This is a genomic window from Ruegeria sp. THAF33 (genome assembly GCF_009363615.1).
GTDB lineage: Bacteria > Pseudomonadota > Alphaproteobacteria > Rhodobacterales > Rhodobacteraceae > Ruegeria.
Genome location: NZ_CP045384.1, coordinates 560046 through 581633 on the forward strand (window position 1 = coordinate 560046; position 21588 = coordinate 581633).

The 21588-nt window shown below is 59.6% G+C and carries 17 protein-coding genes; 5 read left to right on the forward strand and 12 right to left on the reverse strand.

The genetic code is table 11. From position 1 onward, the window contains the following. Window positions 1-46 precede the first annotated feature (46 nt). Window positions 47-1189 carry an alpha-D-ribose 1-methylphosphonate 5-triphosphate diphosphatase gene (locus tag FIU92_RS02900; RefSeq protein WP_152457127.1) on the forward strand — a complete coding sequence of 381 codons (1143 nt, stop codon included), beginning with the start codon at window positions 47-49 and terminating at the stop codon, window positions 1187-1189. On the opposite strand, the gene FIU92_RS02905 is transcribed toward FIU92_RS02900, so the two are convergent. The 7 genes from FIU92_RS02905 to FIU92_RS02935 are packed head-to-tail and all read right to left on the reverse strand — an operon-like array spanning window position 1190 to window position 7683. After that, window positions 1190-1666 (reverse strand): class I SAM-dependent methyltransferase, encoded by a 477-nt coding sequence (locus FIU92_RS02905; RefSeq protein ID WP_152457128.1) that lies wholly within the window; start codon window positions 1664-1666, stop codon window positions 1190-1192. A 10-nt stretch (window positions 1667-1676) separates the two neighbouring features. After that, the gene (locus FIU92_RS02910) at window positions 1677-2432 is read right to left on the reverse strand and encodes a polysaccharide deacetylase family protein (protein WP_152457129.1); all 756 of its coding nucleotides are present in this window, start codon (window positions 2430-2432) and stop codon (window positions 1677-1679) included. Next, window positions 2429-3571, reverse strand: a complete 1143-nt coding sequence (locus FIU92_RS02915; RefSeq protein ID WP_152457130.1) for a glycosyltransferase family protein — start codon at window positions 3569-3571, stop codon at window positions 2429-2431. The genes FIU92_RS02910 and FIU92_RS02915 overlap by 4 nt, the downstream gene beginning before the upstream one ends. Further along, the gene (locus FIU92_RS02920) at window positions 3568-4152 is read right to left on the reverse strand and encodes a histidine phosphatase family protein (RefSeq protein ID WP_152457131.1); all 585 of its coding nucleotides are present in this window, start codon (window positions 4150-4152) and stop codon (window positions 3568-3570) included. The genes FIU92_RS02915 and FIU92_RS02920 overlap by 4 nt, the downstream gene beginning before the upstream one ends. Continuing rightward, the gene (locus FIU92_RS02925; RefSeq protein ID WP_152457132.1) at window positions 4149-5225 is read right to left on the reverse strand and encodes a glycosyltransferase family 4 protein; all 1077 of its coding nucleotides are present in this window, start codon (window positions 5223-5225) and stop codon (window positions 4149-4151) included. Before FIU92_RS02925 ends, FIU92_RS02920 begins: the two co-directional genes overlap by 4 nt. Then, window positions 5225-6472, reverse strand: coding sequence for a glycosyltransferase family 4 protein (locus FIU92_RS02930; RefSeq protein WP_152457133.1), 1248 nt, complete (start codon window positions 6470-6472; stop codon window positions 5225-5227). Before FIU92_RS02930 ends, FIU92_RS02925 begins: the two co-directional genes overlap by 1 nt. Beyond that, the gene (locus FIU92_RS02935) at window positions 6469-7683 is read right to left on the reverse strand and encodes a glycosyltransferase family protein (RefSeq protein ID WP_172978457.1); all 1215 of its coding nucleotides are present in this window, start codon (window positions 7681-7683) and stop codon (window positions 6469-6471) included. Before FIU92_RS02935 ends, FIU92_RS02930 begins: the two co-directional genes overlap by 4 nt. Window positions 7684-8069: 386 nt before the next feature. On the opposite strand from FIU92_RS02935, the gene FIU92_RS02940 reads away from it, so the two are divergent. Then, a complete protein-coding gene (locus FIU92_RS02940; RefSeq protein ID WP_152457134.1) occupies window positions 8070-10445 on the forward strand; it encodes a mechanosensitive ion channel family protein in 2376 nt (791 codons plus the stop codon). Between the two features lie 23 nt (window positions 10446-10468). On the opposite strand, the gene FIU92_RS02945 is transcribed toward FIU92_RS02940, so the two are convergent. Genes FIU92_RS02945 through FIU92_RS02965 form a run of 5 tightly spaced genes read right to left on the reverse strand, consistent with a single transcriptional unit; the run spans window position 10469 to window position 17693 of the window. Continuing rightward, window positions 10469-11824 (reverse strand): CoA transferase, encoded by a 1356-nt coding sequence (locus tag FIU92_RS02945; protein WP_152457135.1) that lies wholly within the window; start codon window positions 11822-11824, stop codon window positions 10469-10471. After that, window positions 11821-12975, reverse strand: a complete 1155-nt coding sequence (locus FIU92_RS02950) for an ABC transporter permease (protein WP_152457136.1) — start codon at window positions 12973-12975, stop codon at window positions 11821-11823. The genes FIU92_RS02945 and FIU92_RS02950 overlap by 4 nt, the downstream gene beginning before the upstream one ends. Continuing rightward, window positions 12972-14000 carry an ABC transporter permease gene (locus FIU92_RS02955; RefSeq protein WP_152457137.1) on the reverse strand — a complete coding sequence of 343 codons (1029 nt, stop codon included), beginning with the start codon at window positions 13998-14000 and terminating at the stop codon, window positions 12972-12974. Before FIU92_RS02955 ends, FIU92_RS02950 begins: the two co-directional genes overlap by 4 nt. A 14-nt stretch (window positions 14001-14014) precedes the next feature. Continuing rightward, window positions 14015-15928 carry an ABC transporter substrate-binding protein gene (locus tag FIU92_RS02960; RefSeq protein WP_152457138.1) on the reverse strand — a complete coding sequence of 638 codons (1914 nt, stop codon included), beginning with the start codon at window positions 15926-15928 and terminating at the stop codon, window positions 14015-14017. Then, window positions 15921-17693 (reverse strand): ABC transporter ATP-binding protein, encoded by a 1773-nt coding sequence (locus FIU92_RS02965; protein ID WP_152457139.1) that lies wholly within the window; start codon window positions 17691-17693, stop codon window positions 15921-15923. Before FIU92_RS02965 ends, FIU92_RS02960 begins: the two co-directional genes overlap by 8 nt. 275 nt (window positions 17694-17968) lie before the next feature. Between FIU92_RS02965 and FIU92_RS02970 the strand changes: the two genes are divergently transcribed. From FIU92_RS02970 to FIU92_RS02980, 3 genes are all read left to right on the forward strand, one after another. Further along, complete coding sequence (locus FIU92_RS02970) at window positions 17969-18424, forward strand: class I SAM-dependent methyltransferase (protein WP_254443953.1); 456 nt, start codon at window positions 17969-17971, stop codon at window positions 18422-18424. An 18-nt stretch (window positions 18425-18442) separates the two neighbouring features. Then, the gene (locus FIU92_RS02975) at window positions 18443-19072 is read left to right on the forward strand and encodes a glutathione S-transferase family protein (protein WP_152457140.1); all 630 of its coding nucleotides are present in this window, start codon (window positions 18443-18445) and stop codon (window positions 19070-19072) included. Between the two features lie 111 nt (window positions 19073-19183). Beyond that, window positions 19184-21586, forward strand: coding sequence for an FAD-dependent oxidoreductase (locus tag FIU92_RS02980; RefSeq protein ID WP_152457141.1), 2403 nt, complete (start codon window positions 19184-19186; stop codon window positions 21584-21586). The last annotated feature ends 2 nt before the right edge of the window (window positions 21587-21588 follow it).

Below are 21588 nucleotides of genomic sequence, written 5' to 3' on the forward strand. Positions count from 1 at the left end.
CTCCTTTTGCGTGGCCTTCCTCGGTCTCAACATGCGTGAAGTTCAGATGACAGAAGACTTGATCCTTGCCAATGCCACGCTTGTATTGCCGAACGAAACCGTAACCGGCAGTGTCCGGATAGTGGGTGAGGCCATCGCTGAAATCGACACCGGAAGCGGGGTTCCCGCGGGCGCGATAGATTGCGAAGGCGACTATGTCAGCCCCGGCCTTGTCGAGTTGCACACGGACAACCTTGAACGTCACATTCAACCGCGCCCACAGGTGAACTGGCCCCATGCCGCCGCAATTCTTGCGCATGATGCGGAATTGGCCGGCGCCGGGATCACGACAGTGTTCGATGCCATGCGGGTTGGATCGATCCCGTCGGGCGCGCGGCGGTATGGGAAATACGCCCGAGGCCTGTCGCAGGAGCTGTGGGATCTGCGCGAACAGGATGCGCTCAAGATCAGCCACTTTCTGCACTTGCGGGCCGAGGTGTGTTCGGAAACTCTGGTTGAAGAGCTGAGCGAATTTGGAGCGGAAGACAGGGTTGGTATTGTGTCCATAATGGATCACACGCCCGGTCAGCGTCAGTTTCGAGATATGGGCAAGCTGGAGACCTTTCTGAAGGGCAAATATGCCATGGATGATGACACGTTCTTTCAGCACGTGGCGCAATTGAAAGGGCTTCGAGATCGCAATGGCGCACTGCACGAGGTCGAAGCTGTCAAAGCTGCCCGCCGTTTCGGAGCAGTATTGGCCAGCCATGACGACACGACTGAAGATCAGGTGAAAGTGTCCGCAGGTCACGGCATCCGTCTGGCCGAGTTCCCCACAACCGTCGAAGCGGCACGCGCCTGCCACAAGAACGACATTCGGGTCATGATGGGCGCGCCGAACATAATCCGCGGGGGGTCGCATTCAGGCAATGTTGCTGCCTACGAGCTGGCCCAGCTTGGGTATCTGGACATCCTGTCTTCGGATTATGTGCCGTCGGCCTTGTTGCTTTCGGCGGTTAGGCTGGGCGAGATCTGGGGCGACATGGCGCGGGGGATGAAGACAGTAACGCTGGCCCCGGCTCGGGCCGCAGGGTTGGAGGAGCGGGGCGAGTTGCGCGCCGACGCCCGCGCCGATGTCATCCGCTTCCGGATGCGCGCGGGTGTACCCGTCCCGAGTTCGGTCTGGGTGCGCGGTCGACGCGTGGCGTAATCAGGCCGTGTAGAACAGGTAACGGTCCGGGGCGATTGTCTTGGGCCCCTGGATCTGGGCAAAGCCGACCAGGGGCTGACCTGAAATCAACAACCCTCCGGGCTGCATGACTTTTGCGATCAGCGGGCTGAGACGCTCTGCTTCGGCGACGTCCTCGTGCTTGATGCCGCGTCCGAAATCGTAATGCGCCAGCGCGATCCTATGCCCGTCGGCCGCCAGTCTGAGCAGCATCGGTTCAGCCTCACCTTGCAGGAAATCCTCGGCCGGGGGGGTGCTGTCCGGATGGCATTGCAGGACCCGGTCCATCACCCAGATCCGGCGCTCTGGCAGGATTTCACGCAGATGGTCATAGGTGCGGCCATTGCCCAGGCCCATATCCAGCACATCCCCCGGCTGGCCACTGATCCGCTCGGCCGCCCAGTTCAGTCCGTCACGTTGGGCCGTCAGTCGGCGCAGCATGGAATCCAATCGGCTCATGGTGATGTCCTCATTCGTTCTCTGGCGCGACCCAGGCTGTGGCGGGCCCGCTCAGCAATTTGCGCAACAGGGCCTCGGTAAAGGTCCAGATGTCCTGATCATGGACCAGATGATGGGTCAATATGCCGAAGGGCTCGGTGTTGTCTGAACGGCCTTCGCGTCGGTCTCGCAGAAGACCAGCAGTCTGCGCGATCAGGGCGTCGGGTGAGATCAAGCCACGCGACCCGCGCCAGTCGATCGGATCAAGGTGGGTATTGATCTGCTCAAGCCCCGGTGCGGCCAGACGTGATTTGCGGGGCGTTGCGGTGGACAGGATGCGGTATCCCAGCTTTGGCAACTGCTTGGCCATCTCGGGTGCAATGCGATTCCAGGGGGGCACGAACATCTGTCGCATATTGTCACCAAACACGGACCGAAGACGCGCCATCCCGGCCTGCGCATCCGTCACCATCACGTCCAGCGGACGGTCGAGCCGAAACTCGGCCTTCTTCTCGCCGCGGGGCGCATGGTTTGTATGCGCCCACCCGTGTACGACCGGAATAAGAGACGCGCGCCCGGCGACGTATTCCGCCAGCGCGGGCGTCGCGTCGCGTGGAATGACGGCCAGATGCACGGGCAGGCCCAGTTTGTCGGCCAGCTCGGAAAGGCGGTCCAATTGCGGTGTTGGCGCAATGGCATCATCATCGCGCCACCACACAGGCAAGGGCAAGCTTTCGGCACGCCAATGGTTCAACTCGACGTCAAGTGGGCGCCAGTCGGGGTTCATGTGCGCTGCTCCAGCAGGCGCTTGGCGATGTGGACGGATTGGATGGCCCCGTCAAAACCGAAATCCTGTTGTACACGGGGGCCGTCGGCCACGACACGCTCCACCGCCCGAGCCAATGTCGCCCCGCTCAATGCTCTGCTTTCCAGAACTTCGATTGCGGGCAGATCGGACAGGCTTTGCCCGCGCAGCCCTTGTTCCACCTCTTTGCCGTCGTCGAAAGGCACAAACACGGCGGGGGTGCCACTTTGAAGGATATCCATGGCAGTGTTGTAGCCGCACATGCTCACTGACGCCGCTGCCAGGGGCAGCATCTGGCGGAAATCCGGCCGCACAGGTTCCAGAACAACCGAAGCACCTTCGGCCATCCGGGACAATTCCGCGATCCGAGCCTTTGCATCCGTTCCACCGACCAGCAGGCGCCAGCGCCTGTTGGGCATCTTTCGGGCGGCCTCGATGGCCGCGCGAAAGATCGGTTGCCCGACGGATCCGCCGCCAGCGCTGACCAGGATTTCATCCTGGCCCGCCGCGTCGGGGTGAGGTTGGGGCAATGCAGGCGCCACAAAGCCGGTGTAGTGAAGTCGCTTGGCCAATCGGTCCGACACCGGCCAGCTGACCGACAGGGGCGTAACGCTTTCGGTCGAATGAACCAGAATGCCGTTATAATACCGAGACACGATTTCATCCGCGCGCTCGGCCTTGGCGGGTTTGGAGGGCGGAGCCAGAATGTCGCGGACCGATCCGAGAATGACGGGACGCTCAGGCAACGCGCTTGCCGCATTCAGGGCCGCATCGAACTCGGCCGACAGTGATCGGCGACCAAAGGGGTAAAGCTCGGTGATCAGGATCTGCGGCTGGAAGCTGTTCACCGCCTGCACCAGGGCGGCCTCGCGCGTGGCGTGATAGGCCGCGTCAGCCTCGTCGCCGCTTTCGGTCAGCAAACGGGTGAAGTTGGTTCCGTCTGATCTGAGCGGCGGCAAGCCGAACAGGGTCATGCCCGTGCTGTCCAATTGCGGCGCGGGCACGCCACCCGTCACGACCATGACGTCGTGGCCATCATCCCGAAAGGCCCGCCCCAATGTCAGCGCCCGGCTGAGATGCCCGGTGCCCAACAGGTGCGTGACGATGATCATCACCTTCATTGCGGGGCCTCGTATTTGATCAGGCGAACGGGGTCGGCGTCGGCGGTCATGGTCTTCATGTCGACGATATACAGCCGATTGCGTTTGATCTTAAAGGGGGCAGGTCCTTCGAAATTCCAACCCCATGCCCAAGCCAGAATGACCCGCATGATACCGATATGACAGACCGCGACCGTATCTTGCCGCAGCGCGGACAGCCAGGGGCGAAGCCTGTCCCGAACCTCGGCCGGGCTTTCTCCGTTTGGTGGACGGAAATCCCAGCCCCAATGCTCGATATGACGATATCCGCTGGATGCGTCCGCGATCAGGTCGACCCCGCGCTGACCTTCCCAATCGCCCCAGTTCATCTCGGTCAACGCGTCCGCGGTTTTCGGGTCGCGACCGGTCACGATTTGCGCCGTCTCACTGGCGCGGTGCAGGGGGCTGGACCAGATGTCAGCCTCGGCCCAGTCCTGTGGCAATCCATAGCCCGCCAATTCGGCTCGGGCGTCATCGTCCAGCGGTATGTCGCTGCGCCCCTGGATTCGTCCCGCTCGGTTCCAATGGGTGTGCCCGTGTCGGAGCAGTGCAAGCCGGGTCATGATACGTCCTTCAGCAGGGGTCGGAGGGTTGCCCACAAGCGCTCGGTCGCCTGTGGCATCAGGTGGCGCTCTGCCACGTAGTTGCGTGCCGCAGCGCCCAGAGTGTGGCGCAGCGTGGAATCCGACAAAAGGGCCTGCATGCCATCCGCAAATCCCCTGGCGCCACTTTCGACGGATGGATAGGCCGCCGGGGACAGAACATCGCGTACGCCGGGCCGATCCTGAGCAACCACAGGCAATCCCGCAGCCTGCGCCTCGAGGTAAATCATGCCGTAAGCCTCATTCACTCCGGGCCATGCAAGCAGAGATGATTGTTGATAGACGCGTTGCAGTTCTTCCCGGTCAAGCTGACCCAGAAAACGCACCCGCTGTCCGAACGGCGCCATCAGCGCCTCAACCTGCCTGCGCGCCGGGCCGTCTCCTGCGATGTTCAGGTGCCAGTCCCCGGTCAAATGCGCCAGGGCCTCGGACAATATCTGATAGGACGCCAGCTTGTCCCCATGCCGCATCATGCCGACGGTCAGCATGGGTGCGCCACCTGTAGCGGCCGGAGGCAGTTCCGAGATCGGCAGGAACGGAGGCAATTCGACCAAAGCCTGATCGCCAAAGCGATCCCGCTCCAAAGTGATCAGGTCGTTGGCTGTATGGTAAAAGATCACATCCGCTGCATCGCAGGCCTGATGCGCCGCCTTGGCGAACTCAGCCCACGGTCCGTTTAACCGACTGGATGCGCGGGTGCTTTCCAGTTGCACATAGGGAATGCCGCGCGCCTTGCAAACCCGAGGGCCCAGCAGGTCAGGTGCCTTGTAATAATTGTGGTAGGTCACCCACAGATCGGTATCTGATGGCATGTCAGAGACAAGTCGTTTCGCTTCATCTTCTGCCGCGCGCCTCAAGGCTTGTTGCAGGTCTTCGTCGCCGCTTTTGTCATAGATGCGCAAGTCGGTCGCCAGAGCGACCGTATCACCCTCGGCGGTCAGCGCCTGCATCAGATTCCGGGCCATTTCACGGTCGCCCGAAGGTTTCGGGCTGTCAGGAGATTTCATCGGGGCATAAAACGCGACCCGCGCCATTACGCGTTTTCCATGCACATGGAATTGAGGCGTTCCGACAGCCGTGCGATGCCGGGGGACATCCGGAACTCGGCGATCAGGCGATCATAGGCCGCATGCGCCATCTGTGACGCTTGCTGCGGATTGGCTGACAAACGTTCCACGGCTTCCGCAAGTGCAGAGGGGGCGTCATCGGACAGAACCCCATGTGTTCCGGTTTCGATAAACTCGGGGATCGCCGAGACCGGTGTCGACAGGATTGGCAACAACTGAGACGCGGCCTCCATCAACACATTCGGCAACCCGTCGCGGTCTCCGTCCTTCGCGATGCGGCTGGGCAGAACGAACAGGTCGGCATCACGCATCGCTGCGATGACCTCGGGCTGGTCGCAAGCCCCTTTCCAGGTGATCCGGTTCGCAATGCCGGCTGCGTTCGCCTGTGCCCGCAAAACGTCACCCAATGCGCCGCCGCCGATATGGGTCCAGTGCCAGTTCAGGTCATCGGGCAGCAATTCAAAGGCCGCGATCAGACGATCGAAGCCTTTTTTCTCGACCAGCCGCCCGACGGAAATCATGTGAAAAGGGTCATTCACAGTACGCAGCTTTCGCGTCGGAGGCTTGGGAAAGCGAGACAGGTCCAAACCGTGATAGATCAGGTCCACGCGCTTGGGGTCATCGGCCAGGCTGCGCAGATGCTCGGCTCCGATGGCTGTGCAGGTGGCGCCAAACGTCGCCCCGTAGGATGCGGCTTGCAGCTTTTCACGTTTTTCCCAATCCGGCGACGTCCAGATATCCTTGGCATGAGCCGAAAAACTCCACGGCAATCCGCGCATGATGGCGGCGTAACGGGCAACGGATGACGGCGTGTGCATGAAATGAGCGTACAGCCCTTGCGTCCGGGCTGGCAATTCCGCGGCCAGAACGCAGGCTTGCCCAAACCGGCGGATGCGATTGGGCGTCGGGTCGCGCTTCAAGTCCTGACGCCAGATCCGATAGGCCCTGTCGTAACCGGGAAGCGTTTGGGCCAGGGCCCGTGCCGCCCAGACCCGTTTGGGTTCGTCGTGAAGATACTCGGGCAGGTATCGAACCCGTCCTGTGAACCGGTCGTGCAAGGGATGGCGTTTCGTATCGGTCGGATGCCGCAAAGACCAGATGTCAAAGCGATGCCCGGCCTCCTGCAAGGCGACAAGTTCCTGCGCAATGAACGTTTCGGACAGTCGTGGCCAGCCTTTGACCACAACCGCCAATCGAGGAGAATCTGAGGTCATCCGGTGGCTCGTTCCTGTTCCCAGGTCAGCAGGCTTTCGATGCGGTCGGTGACATAGTCCAGCCCGTCCAGCAATCCGCTTTGTATCGCCTGCGACGGCAGGGATTGGTGCGGCAATTCCCGAATGGCGCGGATCATCGCCTCTGGCGTCAGGCCATCCCGGTTTTCATCCAGCATTCGGACAAGGCCCAGCCCTTCTGCGCGCGAGGCCCTTATCCACTGTTCCAGACGGGGCGTGGTGCGCGGGACGATGACAGCGCGTTTGTCAAAGGAAAGAACCTCGCAGAACGTGTTGTAGCCGCCCATGCAGACGACGCCTTCGGCCCCTGCAAACAGCGTTTCGATCTGGGATTCGAACCCAACGGCGGTGACGCGACCGTTCAATGCGGCAACGCGGGTTTCGAAATCTTCGCGCAACTCACCGGACAGGAAGGGGCCATAGACCAAAACCGCCCGCGGCGACAGGTTTGGATCTTTTTCATAGGCAGACAGGACGAGGTTGACCATCGCCTTGCCGTCGCCGCCGCCGCCGGGCGTGATCAGGATATAGGGTTGTTGCGGAGGCTCACCGACCGGACCAAGATCGCGGCGCAGATATCCCGTCCAGTGGATGCGGGACTGTGCCGCGGCGCTCAGCGGCAACCCCTTTGTCGGGTCGTAAATCGACTGCAAACCGTAAACCCAGATTTCGTGATAAAACCGTTCGGTGGCTTCAACCGCTTCCTTGCGCGCCCACTCGGCGGCCAGGACTTCGGGTTCATCCAGAACATCGCGCAACCCAAGCACCATTTTGGTTCCGCAGTTCTGTTGCAGGTGGTTCAGTGTCGGCAGCAGCTCACCCCGGAACCCCGTCGGTTCCTTGTCGACGATCAGCACATCAGGGTCGAACTGCTGAACAGCGGTTTGAATCAGACCCGACCGCAACTCGGTCACTTCTTCGATGCCCATCCCGATGGTGCGTGCAGCATAAGACCCGTCTGCGCGTTTGGTGACACCGGGCAGGCGCACGTGGTCAACGCGACGGGGAAAGGTAAACCGTCCGGCCACGGGTGATCCCGTCAGGATCAGCGCAGACGCGCTTTGGTCCGCCTGCGTGATCGCGGCCGCCAAAGCCCGAGACCGGCGAAGATGGCCCAGCCCGAACGTGTCGTGACTGTAAAACAGGATACGCGGTGCGCGGCCCGGTTTGGAATTGGTTTTGCCTAGGCTCATAGTGTTGCCTGTCTTCTTGATCCCGGTTCGAAATCCGCGCGTTTGCAAGCGTTACTGTATATATCCCCGTCACACTTGCCAAAGGAGGAATTGCTCTTCCGCAAATGTTCCAAGCATTGCGATTTGGCAACAGCATATTGACGGTTTCGCGTCATGTCGCACCAAGGCTTGAGAGGGATCGCAAAAGAACCGGTGAACTGGCAAAGGGGCAGGGCCTACAGATCCCGTTCATATTCAATTTTCGCCAGATTGAAAACATCCGGAATCAGGCAGTGCGCCAAGAACACGCCCGGACACGATATTGAGCAGGGCGCGCCCGAGTGTTTGAACTGCCTGAAACCCTTCTGTAATCTGACCGCTATCGGAAAAACTGGATGCAAAACCCCATGAAACATACCTTTCTGGCCGCAACACTTCTGGCTTTGTGGGCTTTTGTACTGGCGCTTCCGGTCAGCGTTTCAGCGCAAACATCCTTGATTCCGGGATACAACGCGGACAGTTCGTCTGCGTCCTCGCCGGAAAGCGATCTGGCTGCCGCAATTCGCGCCGCCAGCGAAGCCGGGGCCAGTGTGATTGTCATCGACAGCGCCGGGCAGGTTGTGACAACGGCAGGCGGCACGGATGCGGGCACGAATGATGCGGCGGGCGATTCGAACAATCCCATGGGTGAGGGATCGCAGCTGATGAAGGCGCAGGAGCGGTTCTCGAAATTCCGTGAGTCCATGCAATCGCGGCTTGAGGCGCTGCCGTATTCGGTGTTCGAAGTAAAGTATATCCTGCGCCAGACCAGTCCGGACGGTCGCATTCAGACCTATGTGGAAGTTCTGGGCTGGAACATCCTGTTCCTGTTGTTGGGGCGCTGGCTGTCTATCGAGATATACGGGAAACGCATCGCGCGCCGCTGGGTCGTGGCGCGGATCAAGGATGAACCGCAGGGTTACCGAGAAAAGATGCCCTTCCTTCTGTTCCGGTTCCTGATGGGGATCGGAGCGACGATCTTTGCCATGCTCATGGCCCTGATCGTCGGATATCTGTTTTTTGGCGAAGCGGACGATATCTCGATCCAGTTCACGGTCACGGCGATCTTCACGGCGTTCTTCCTGTCGCGCACGGTGTCCGATCTTTGGCGGATGGTATTGTCACCTTACCTGAGCCAATATCGGCTGCCACCGTTCTCGGACCGGGACGCCAAGCGGCTGTATCTGTGGGCTTCGGCACTCGCGACCTATGACATCACGGTTGTCCTGTTTTCGACCTGGGTTGCGGATTTCGGGCTGAACTACAACGTCTACGCCATGGTCTATGGCTGCCTTACAATGGTGGGCGCTTTCGGCAATATTCTGATGATCCTGTTCAATGCCCGGGCCATTTCAAATGCCATCCGGGGCGGAAGAGCGCCGGATCAGGTCTCGTGGTTGTTGCGGTTCGTATCCTTCGGCTGGGCACCTGCACTGATCGTCTATGTCGTGTTCAGCTGGTTCCGTCTGGCGGTTGATCTTGCACTGGAGAACCCAACGCCGCTGCCGCTGATCGCAAGCAGCTATATGATCTTCATGTCCGTCGTCGTTGCCTATGGTGCGATGAACTACGTGCTGGAGCGGTATTTTGACCGTTCGCGCAAGATCAACGAGATAAACGAAGAAACCGCCGCTGCCGAAGCGGATGCCGAGCCCGTGGAAACGCCCGAGGCAGAACAGCGCAAACAGTATCTTCTGACCTATGAGGATCTGGCGCGCCGGGTGGCCGGAATTCTGGCCTTTGTGATTGGTGTCTATGCCCTTGTGGTGATTTGGTATCCCGATGCGGACTGGAGCGAGGACCTGCCAGTTGCACGCGTGCTGGATGTAATGGTCATCATTTTCATCGGCTACATCCTGTTTCATTTCTTTCGCATCTGGATCGACAGCAAGATAGCGGAAGAAGTAGATGATGGCACCGAGGCCGAACTGGGCGATGAGGGCGGGGAAGGCGGGCAAAGCCGGCTGGCGACGCTGCTGCCATTGTTCCGCGGCGCAATTCTGGCCGTTGTGGTCGTGACCATCATGCTGATCGTTCTCATGGAACTTGGTATCAATGTCAGCCCGCTGTTTGCCGGTGCCGGTGTGGTTGGCCTGGCTGTCGGTTTCGGATCTCAAACACTGGTGCGAGACATCTTTTCCGGGGCGTTTTTCCTGATGGATGATGCCTTTCGGAAGGGTGAGTACATCGATATCGGAGACGTCAAGGGAACGGTCGAGAAGATCTCGGTCCGGTCCTTCCAGCTGCGTCACCATCTTGGTGCGCTGAACACGATTCCTTTTGGCGAAATCAAGGTTCTGACGAACTATTCCCGTGACTGGGTGATCATGAAACTGCCGCTGCGCGTGACCTATGACACTGACGTGGAAAAGGTGCGAAAGCTGATCAAGAAGCTGGGGCAGGAGTTGCTGAGCGATCCTGTGATCGGCGAAAACTTCATACAGCCGCTGAAGTCCCAAGGCGTGATCGAGATGCAGGATTCAGCGATGATCATCCGGGTCAAGTTCATGACCAAACCGGGCGATCAGTGGCTGGTGCGCAAGAAGGTCTATCAGGAAATTCGCGAATTGTTCGCGCGGGAAGGCATCAAATTCGCGCATCGCGAAGTCACCGTGAGGTTGGCAGACGGCAAAGAGGCCGATGACCTGACGCCGAAACAGCGTGAGGCGGTAACAGGCGCGGTGCAGGCCGCGATCGATGAGGACTACCTGGACGATATCGGCCCTGGGGGCGATGATCGATAGGGGCGCGGCTGCGTACCGGATGGTCAGTTGGCGTCGAGCGGCCAGACAGGTTCCGAACTGCCCAGTTTCGACGCAGGCAAATCCCAGCGCATCGTCGCTTCGCCGACCCTCAGCGCAGGGTTGAGGCGATGGCCCGGCCCCCAGCCGGACACCTCCGTCGCCGTGCCGTAATCCGTTGTTGCCGGGGTGATGGGCGCGGATTGTGCTTCGTCTTTGCCGAGCACGGCCAGAAGTTCGGCGGTGCGCGCCAGAGAGAGATGCGCGTGCATGATGGAATTGCCTGATGCGGCCTCGGCCAGTGCGGACAGGACGGCAGCCGCCATCAGATAGCCGGTCGCGTGGTCCAGAGCTTGAACCGGCAACGGGGTCGGCTTGTCCGCGTTCGCCCACTCCATCCCGGCATGGGCGATACCCGCGCTCATCTGGACAAGGCTGTCAAACCCGCGCCGGGTCGACCATGGACCTTGCCAGCCATAGGCATCCAGCGTGACTTCGATCCGGTTCGGAGCCAGCTCGTCACGTTTGGCCCGGGTCAGACCCAGTGCCTCCAGCGCGCCGGGTCGATACCCGTGTACGAACACATCCGCCTGAGCCAGCAACCCATGCAATCGTTCAAGGCCGGTTTCGGATTTCAAATCAAGATAGGCGCAGCGCTTTCCCAGCGATATGTCGGGGATCACCCCCGGTTCATCCCAGCCAGGTGGGTCGATGCGCAAGACCTCGGCTCCGAACCCTGCAAGCGTTCGGGTAGAAACCGGGCCGGCCAGAACGCGCGTCAGATCCAGCACCCGTAACCCGGCCAGAGGCCGATCAGCGGTGGCCCGAGGTCTGTCGCGCAGATTGACATAGCGCGGTCCCTGCCATCCGATCAAAGGGTCGCGCGACACGGCGCGGCCTTGTGGGTGATCAAGCCATTCCGCCCGGCTGCGCATGGCAGCGGCCACCCCACCTTCGGCAACAACCGCCGTTTCCAGATCCGATATCGCCCACGACCTGACGGCTTTTGCCACGGCTTCACGCTCTGGCCGGGTGCCAAGGACTTTCAACGCGGCAGAGCGATGGCGGGGCAGGTTTGTGTGCAGCCTGATCCAGCCATCAGCGGCTTTGTAGTCGCCCGCGACCGCATCCCACAAACTGGGCATGTCCCAACCTTCCGGTTTGAAGGAATAGCCGAACCACAGAGATGCCAGCCGATGATCGATCGAGACTTCGGGTGCGTTCGTGGACAGGTTGATCGCCTGGATCAGCCGGGCCATTTCCCGCCCCACGGCTGCGAAACTGGCGGTGGCCAATTCGGAAACGGCAAAGGCGCTTGGCAGAACACCGGCACCGACCCTGTGATAGCTGCCGGCAGCGGGAAGCGTGGCAAGAAGACTCATTGCTGATAGGGGTCGAGACTGTCGCGCAGCCCGTCACCAAGGAAGTTGAACGCCAATACCACGACAATGATCGGCAGCATCGGGATTGCCGTCCAGGGATAGATCTCGATCGACGCGAGGTTCTGCGCGTCATTCAGCATCACGCCCCAACTGACTGCGGGTGCGCGCAGGCCGAGGCCAAGAAAACTGAGCGCCGTTTCCCCCAGGATCATGGCAGGGATCGACAATGTGGCCGATGCAATCAGGTGCGACATGAAGTTGGGCAGCAGGTGCTTGCGGATCACACGGCCCGAACTTGCCCCCATCATCTCGGCGGCTCTGACATATTCCTCTTCCCGCAAAGACAGGAACTTCGCCCGAACCGAGCGCGCCAGGCCCGGCCAGTCTAAGATGCCCAGAATGATCGAAATGATGAAGAACACCGCGACCGGGCTCCAGTTCGAAGGCACGGCGGCGGAAAGGGCCAGCCACAGCGGCAGTTCCGGCAACGAACGCAGGATTTCGATGACGCGGTTGATGGTCCAGTCGATACGCCCGCCGAAATAGCCGGCCATCGAACCGAACAGGATGCCAAGGAAGAAGGACACCGAGATACCGATCAGACCCACCGTCAAAGACAGTTGCGCGCCATAGAGAATACGGCTGAAGATGTCTCGGCCCAGACGGTCGGATCCCCACAGGAACAGCGTTGTCCCCTCTGGCGGGCAGAACAGGTGTGTGTCCGACGGTATGAAACCGGCCAGCTTGTATTCAGAGCCTTCGCAGAAGAACCGGATCGGGCGCGGGTCTTCCGTGTCGGGGACGAACTTCCATTGGAAGGTTTCAAGGTCCGCCTCGGCGACGATCGGATAGACATGTGGGCCGATGAACTCACCCTCGTGAAACCAGTTTACCGATTGTGGCGGCGCGTACAGGTGCTCTCCGTTTCGGTCATTTGGCCCGTAAGGCGCAATAAACCCGGCAAAGGGCAGCATTAGATAGCAAAACAGCAGGAAGATGCCTGAGATCAGGCCCAGCTTGTGGGTTTTGAACTTGCGCCAGACCAGAACCCAGTTGGGGGCATCCAGATCGGCGCGTTCCAGCTGTTGAATCGAGGCCTGTGGATCAAACGGCGCGTCATCGACATAGCGGTTGTCAGGACGATCAGTCATGCCTCGCGCCCCTCATACCGAATGCGCGGATCCAGCATCACCAGCAGGATATCAGAAATCATCGTGCCGATCAGCGTCAGCAGGGCGACGAACATCAGGATGAACGCGGACAGGAATTGATCCTGCGTCTTCAAAGCAGTCAGCAGAGTAGGGCCAATGGTTTGCAGGCCCAGAACGACCGATACCAGAACCGAGCCGGACACCATCGACGGCAACAGGTTGCCGATATCGGCGACAAAGGGGTTGAAGGCCACCCGCAGGGGATACTTGGTCAGCATCCGTGACGGGGCCATGCCCTTCGCGATGGCGGTTTCCACATAGGGTTTGCCGAGTTCGTCCAGCATATTCGCGCGCAGACGCTGCATCATCGCCGATGCCCCTGAAGTGCCGATGACGAAGGTCGGTACGATCAGGTGGATGAGGATGGACTTCAATTTCTCCCAGCTCATCGGCTGGCCTTCGAAACTGGGATCCATCAAGCCCCCGATCGGCAGGTTGAAATACTGGTGGCCATAATAGAACAGGATCAGCGCCAGCAAAAAGTTCGGCGTTGCAAGCCCCAGATACCCCACGAAGGCCGAGGTATAGTCGATCCATGTCCGGGACCGAGCGGCGGCAATCACACCCAGCGGCAATGCGACGGCATAAACAAACAGGATCGCAGCCAGATTGACCACAACCGTCAACCAGAGTGTGTCACCGACGATTTCGGAAACGGGACGGTCGAATTCAAAGGACCACCCGTAATTGCCCTGGATCAACCCCGAAAACCCGTGCGGTCCGGGCCAGAATCCCATCCAGATCAGGTATTGTTCCCACATCGGACGGTCCAGAGCGTATTCAGCGCGCAGGAACTCTGCCTTTGCGACACCTGCCGACTGGCCCGAGGCCTGAAGTTCAGCGATCTGGTTGCTCAGATAGTCGCCGGGCGGAAGGTTGATGATTACAAAAACCAGAACCGAGACCACCAACAAAGTCAGCAGCATCGTGAAAAAGCGATACACCACGTAGCGCAGCATGATCATTTAGCTGCTCCTGCTCAGTCGGCGAAAAAGAACTCGTCCGGGCGGTGAATGCCGAAATGTGCACCGGGTTCCCAGGCCCACATAGCCTGTTCCGGAACATTTCGCAGGCGGTTTGACACCACAATGGGCTGGGGCGCGCCGTTCAGGATGCCTATGGCATAGACCTGATCGGCATGGATTTTCAACATCTCGGTCCAGACAGCTGCGCGTTCTTCATCGGTCGTGGCGATTTGCCATTCATGCTCCAATTCCATCAGGCGCTGCGCCTCTGGCATGTCGGGGGCTTCACCCGCTTCGCCACCGGTCTGATAGTGCTGCCCCCATTTTGGCCAGGCCAGGAACACCTGATCTGTCGGGGCCAGATAAGCCGGGGACGTATGCGCCTGCGGAATACCATCATCCCAACCGAACCAGACGGACGCCATCGAATTGCCCGCGAACACGCGGTTGCGTAGGATGTCCCTGTCCAGCGGGCGCATGACCAGTTTGACACCGATTTCACGCCAGGTATCGGTTACGATCTGAAGCGCGTTTTCGACTTCCTGCCGCTCACCTGCGGTTTCGATTACCAGTTCCATTGGGCGACCGTCAGGCAACAGGCGAATGCCGTTCTTGTCGCGCTGATCCAGACCAGCATCATCCAAAAGCGCATTGGCCTGATCAACATCGTATTGCGCCCAGGCCGCAGCGTTTTCTTCACTGTAGAAGGGCGAGGCGGGAAGAACCGAGTTCGCGGCGGGGTGTGCGAGTTTGAAGTAAAGCGCCTGGTTGATGGTCTGCCGGTCGATGGCCAACGACAAGGCGCGCCGCACGCGAACGTCCCTCAGTACATCGCGCCAGACATCATCAGAAAAGTTCAGGTTCGGGTAGATCGCGATCTGCGAGGCCACGCCGGTTTTCCACAACAGCGTTTTGTATCCGCCTTGTGCTTCGCCTTTCTTGAGGATCGACGCGTCTCGGAAGGCAAGGCCACGGCCTTGCAGGTCGCTTTCACCGGCGTTGGTCTTGGCCGCAACAAGACCGGGGGCGACGATCTCCATCTCGACCACGTCAATATAGGGAAGTTGCACCCCCTTGCTGTCGATCCGGTGATAATAGGGGTTGCGCACAAAGTTGTGACGGATTTTCTTGCCCGAACTGGCGTTCAGCCATGGCTGCAACGTGGGAAGTTCGTGGTTGTCGAACTTGTAAAGATTATCCAGCTTGTTGTGCAGCGCCGCCCAGCTTTTGACCCGGGCATCTTCAACCTGAAAGGCAAGCTCTTCCGCGTCCGCGTATTTCTCGTGATACTGTTTCAGAAACGCGGCCGGCCGGTAAATAAACGGCGGTCGTGCTTGTGCCAGAGATTGCAGGAAGTTCGGGTTCGGGTCGTCCCATTCGAAGATCACGGTGGTCTCATCGGGAAACGTGACCGTGGGCAATTTACCTTCGACGATCAGAAAATCGGGTGGGCCTGACGGGCTGAGCAACTCGTTGTTGGCGACGTCTTCCCACCAATAGCGGAAGTCTTCCGAGGTAAAGGGTGAGCCGTCCGACCACTTGTGCCCTTCGCGCAGTTTCAGGGTAAATTTGCGATTGCCCTCGTTTTCATACGAGGCCAGCAGGTCGGGTACCAATTCGTAATCTTGGTTGAACCCAACCAACCTTGCATAGCCATAGACAACCATCTGCCGGATATCTTTGGATCGCGTGACCATGGTGCGCAGAGTGCCACCCGGTTTCCCGAATTCTCTTCCTTTTGCGGCCAGATCCACAATCAGAGGGTCCTTGGGCAAACGCTCCTGCACTGGCGGAAGATTGCCGCTTTCAACCTCGGCGCTCCAGAAGGCGCTTTCCTGAGGTGTTGGGATTGTATCTGCCGCCGCGGGCAGGATCCCTGAAAACGCCAGCATAGCAGCCAGCAGCAGAGGGCGAATGGTATTAAACATGGCAACGTACCTTATGGCCCGGTTCCAATTCCACCAGTGAGGGTATCACGGTGTCCGAGAAACGAAAGGCTTCATCCCAACTGTCCGGCGCGCCGGCACCCAGAGAAACCAATTGAAGGTCAATCGGGCGATTGATGTCGGGTTCGGGTTGAGCGGCAATCAGCGCCTTGGTGTATGGATGGCGCGGATTGTAGAAAAGAGTTTCGGGCGGTGCCTGTTCGACGATCAGACCCCGCCTCATGACAGCAACTTCGTCAGCGATCCGTGCGACAACGGCCAGATCATGTGAGATGAACAGGTAGGACAGGTTCAGGCTGTCTTGCAGGTTTTCCAGCAAGGTCAGGATTTGTTCCTGAACAGACACGTCCAATGCCGAGGTCGGTTCGTCGCACACGATCAACTGCGGGTCCAGCATCATGGCCCGCGCCACTGAAAGGCGCTGTCGCTGCCCTCCGGAAAACGCGTGCGGATAGCGTTTGAGCATATCACCCGTCAGGCCGACGCGCTGCAACATCTCGGCGGCCTTGTCCCGCTGTTCGGCTGTTGTGCCGATGCGGTGGATTTCCAGTGGTTCGGTCATGGCGTCCTGAATGCGCATCCGGGGGCTGAGCGAACTGTAAGGGTCCTGAAAAACCATCTGTGCCTTGCGCTGAAACGCTGTGCGCTGGGCTCGGGTCATGTTGTGCACCGTGATCGGGTCGGCATCGGGGGCGGTACGAAACAGGACTTCACCACCGGGGTCGGGCAATTCAGCCCCCAAGGCGATGCGGGCCGCCGTTGTCTTTCCCGATCCGCTTTCACCGACAATTGCCAAAGTCTTGCCGCGCGCCAGGTTCAGGTCGACACCTCGGCAGGCATAGATTGCTTTGTCAGACTGCCATCCTTTGCTGGACCGCATGGTGTAGGTCTTGGACACATCCTTCATCTGCAGGATCAGATCCGTGTCGGGCATCGGTATACCCACCGCGTCCTGATCCGGTATTTCCGGCGCGGCTTCAAACAGCTGCTTGGTGTACGGGTGTGCGGGCGCGGTCAGGATCGGGGCGGCGGGGCCGGCCTCCATGATACGTCCCTTGTGCATGACGACGACCTGCTCGGCCATGTTGGCGACGACACCCAGATCATGAGTCACCAGAATGAGCGCCATGCCGGTTTCACGCTGCAATTCCTTGATCAGGCCCAGAACTTGCGCCTGCGTGGTCACATCCAGTGCGGTGGTCGGTTCGTCCGCGATCAGCAATTCTGGTTTTGACACCATGGCCATGGCGATCATGGCACGTTGGCGCATACCGCCGGACAACTCGAAAGGGTAGGAGTCATAGGCGCGCTGTGGATCAGGGAACCCGACGCGTTCGAACTGCGTCAGGACCTTTTTGCGTGCCGCGGACTCGGACAGCCCACGATGTAGCCACAAAACCTCGCTGACCTGATTGCCAATCTTGTGCAGCGGGGACAGCGATCTCATGGGCTCCTGAAAGATCATTGAAACCCGATTGCCGCGGATGTCGCGCAGCTCACGTTCGGAAACCGTGGTGAGCTCGCACATGCCCTTGGAATCGTTCAAGGTAATCGTGCCGCTTCGAATCTGCGCCGTGCGGGGCAAGATACGTAAGGCGGCGCGGCATGTGATTGTTTTTCCCGATCCCGATTCACCGACCAGGGCAAGCGTCTGTCCGGCTTGGACATCGAAGTTCACATCCGTGACCACGGAATTGCCCGTACCAAAGCCGATGCTGAGGTCTCTTACGGACAACAACGCGCTCATGCGGGTTTTCCACCCGTTTGACCGTTCGATGACATCGGTTACTTCAACTCCCCGTGATTTTTTGTTCAGTGTCGCGCGGTTCCGCCCGTCTAGTCAAACCCGTTCTTGGGCCGAAATGTCGCGAAATCGTGAAACTATGGGCTTCGTCGCTACACAAAGTCTTGAGATTTTGCCATCAAGGACGGCATCGGGCGCATTTATGCTCTCGATTGCTATCAAGGAGATATTTTCCGGTGTCCGAGAATCAAAGCCGTCTGGATCTGTTCATTGATCGCATGGTGTCACAGCGCGCTTGTCTGGATTACGCAATCCGGCACACTGCGGGCATGACAGGTCCGGTTTTCGAATTGGGTTTGGGCAACGGGCGTACGTATCACCATCTTGTGCAGCACATGGATGGCCGCCCGGTCTATGTGTTCGAACGCGCGGTGGCCTCGCACCCCGACTCGACCCCGCCCGAAGATCACGTGATTCTGGGCGATGTGCGGGATACCCTGCCTGCATCGGTTGAGCGGTTCGGCGCGTCAGCCAGCCTGATCCACGCGGATCTTGGTGGGCACAATCGCGAAAAGAATGACAAATTCGCGCGGTTTGTATCTCCGCTCATCGAGCCTTTGCTTGCTCCGGGCGGGCTGATGGTCTCAAGTGATCGGATGTATTTCGAAGGGCTGACCGAGATGCCGTTGCCCGAAGGCGCCGTCGAAGGGCGCTGTTTCATATATCGCCGCTGACCGAAAAGGGGTAACGGCATGATTTTTTACGATTGCTCCACTGCTCCAAACCCTCGTCGTGCGCGGATGTTCATTGCCGAAAAAGGATTGGATATCGAAACGCGTGAGGTCTCGATTGCGAAAGGTGAACAATTGAGCGAAGCCTTTCGCGCCGTGAACCCTCGGGCCACGATCCCGGTTCTGGTAACGGATGACGGAACCGTTCTGACGGAAAATCTGGGCATTGCAGCTTTTCTGGAGGCACGGTTTCCCGAACCGCCTTTGATGGGCCGAACCCCCGAGGAAAAAGGATTGGTTCTGATGTGGAACGCGATCGTCGAACATCAGGGCGGGGCATCGATTGCCGAGGCTCTGCGCAATGGACATCCTGCCTTCAAGGATCGCGCCATTCCGGGCCCCTCCAATCATGCGCAGATTCCCGAACTTGCACAGCGCGGGCGCGAGCGTGTGGCATCCTTCTTTGAAATGCTGGAATCACGTCTGACGAAAAGCCCTTTTGTGGCCGGTGACGTGTTTTCCCTGGCGGATATCTCGGCTTTCGTTTTTGTCGATTTCGCCCGCGTCATCAAGATGCGTATCCCGGAAGACAACGCGGCCACCCTGGCGTGGTTTCGAGCCATCCAATCTCGTCCAAGCGCAAGTCTGTAAACCTGCCGAACCGTGCCGTGTTGCGTTGTGATCGGCACTGTACAGAAATGTCTAGACAGATGTGAACAGTGCCACTAGCGTCTCCTCAGATTCTGTTCAGGGGAGGTCGGGATGAAATCCCAATATCGCGTCGTGATCATCGGAGGAGGCGTTGTCGGGGCCTCGGTTCTGTATCACCTGGCCAAGTTTGGCTGGTCGGATGTCGTCATGTTGGAGCGGCGGCGGCTGGCGTCTGGGTCGTCCTGGCACGCAGCGGGAGGAATTCATGCTTTGAACGCCGATCCGAACATGGCGTCTTTGCAGGCCTATACGATTGATCTGCTCAGCGAGATCGAGAAGGAATCAGGCCAGAATATCGGCCTGCACATGACCGGTGGTCTGACGCTGGCGGGAACCCCCGAGCGGTGGGAGTGGTTGCAGGCCAATTACCGCATCTTCCAGTCCATCGGCATTGATGACTGTGAACTGCTGAGCCCGGAAGAGGCGCAGAAACGCTGCCCGATCATGTCCACCGATGGCATTCTGGGCGCGATGTGGGCCGACCGCGAAGGCTATATCGACACCACAGGCACCGTGCAGGCCTATGCCACAGCCGCGAAAAAGCGCGGGGCGGAATACTATGAGGAAACCAAGGTCGAGGATTTGATCCAGACGGCGGATGGCTGGCAGGTGGTGACCGACAGGGGCACGATCACTTGCGAACATGTGGTCAACGCCGCCGGCCTGTGGGCCAAGCAGGTGGGGCGCATGGCAGGGGTCGAACTGCCGGTTTCTCCGCTGAAACACCATTACCTGATCACCGACACGGTGCCCGAGGTCGCAGCGGCCGATTTCGAGATGCCGATGACCGTGGATCTTGAGGGCTTCACCTATATGCGGCAGGACCAGAAGGGCGTTCTGGTCGGCATTTATGAGGTCGATCACGAACACTGGGCCATGGACGGCGCGCCGTGGAATTATGGCGAAGAGCTATTCCAGGAGCAGCTGGACCGCATCGAAAACGAACTGACGCTGGGGTTCGAACGCTATCCGGCGATCCAGAACGTGGGCATCAAGACATGGGTGAACGGCGCGTTCACCTTCTCGCCCGACGGCAACCCTCTGGTCGGTCCGGTGCCGGGCAAGCGCGGCTATTGGACCGCCTGCGCGGTGATGGCCGGGTTCCTGCAAGGCGGCGGCGTCGGCAAGACGCTGGCCGAATGGATGATCCATGGCGAGCCCGAGGCCGACGCCTGGCCGATGGATGTGGCGCGCTATGGCGACTATGCCCAGAACAAGCGCTATATCCGCGAGACGACCGGGCAGTTCTATTCCCGCCGCTTCGTGATGACCTATCCGAACGAGCAACTGCCCGCCGGACGGCCGCTGAAAATGGCACCGGCGCATGATGCAATGACCGAGGCGGGTTGCAAATGGGGCGTCAGCTGGGATCTTGAAGTACCGCTTTATTTCGCGCCGAAAGGGTTCGAGGAAACGCCGACGCTCAAGCGTTCGAACGCGCATGACATCGTGGCCGAGGAATGCAAAGTGATCCGCGAAGGTGCGGGCTTGCTGGATATTTCGGGCTTTTCTCGGTTCGAGGTTTCCGGTCCGAACGCAGAAGCCTGGCTGGATATGGTAATGGCCTCCAAGCTCCCCGGCCCGGGTCGTGCGAAACTGGCCCCGATGTTGGGTGAGGATGGGCGGCTGAAGGGCGATCTGACGGTGCTGAACTGGGGCGACGGGACCTGGTGGATCATGGGCAGCTATTACCTGCGAGCCTGGCATATGCGCTGGTTCGACGATCACATGATGGATGGCGTCAATATCCGTGATTTGGGCGAGGAATATTGCGGCTTTGCCGTGGTCGGGCCGAAGTCACAGGCGGTTGTGGAAAAACTGGCGGAACAGGATATCTCGGGCTTGAAGTTCATGGGGTGCGGCAATTTCGATATCGGCCTCGTGCGCGCCCGCGTCGCCCGCATGTCGGTGACCGGAGAAAAGGGCTACGAGATCAACTGCCGCTATGGCGACCATATCAAGCTGCGCCGCATCCTGCTGGAAGCGGGGGCCGAGCAAGGCATCCGCGAATGCGGCTTCAACGCGATGCTGTCAACACGGCTTGAAAAAAGCTTTGGCATCTGGTCGGCGGAATTCACGCAAGCCTATACACCGGGCATGACCGGAATGGATCGCTGGATCGACTGGGACAAGGACTTTGTTGGAAAGGTGGGCGCGCTTGCCGAACGTGACGGCAACGGCCCCGCGCAAATTCAGGCGACATTGGAAATTGATGCTCTGGACGCAGATGCCAGCGGATACGAACCGGTCTGGGCCAATGGCGAACGCGTTGGGTTCGTAACCTCGGGCGGCTACGGGCACTACACCGGCAAGTCACTGGCGATGGCCCTGATCGATCGGGACAAGGCGGAACCGGGCACGGAACTGTCCGTTCACGTGGTGGGGGTTGAACGTCCGGCGCGTGTGATCGCGCCGTCACCTTATGACCCCGAAGGCAAAGCGATGCGAGGCTGATC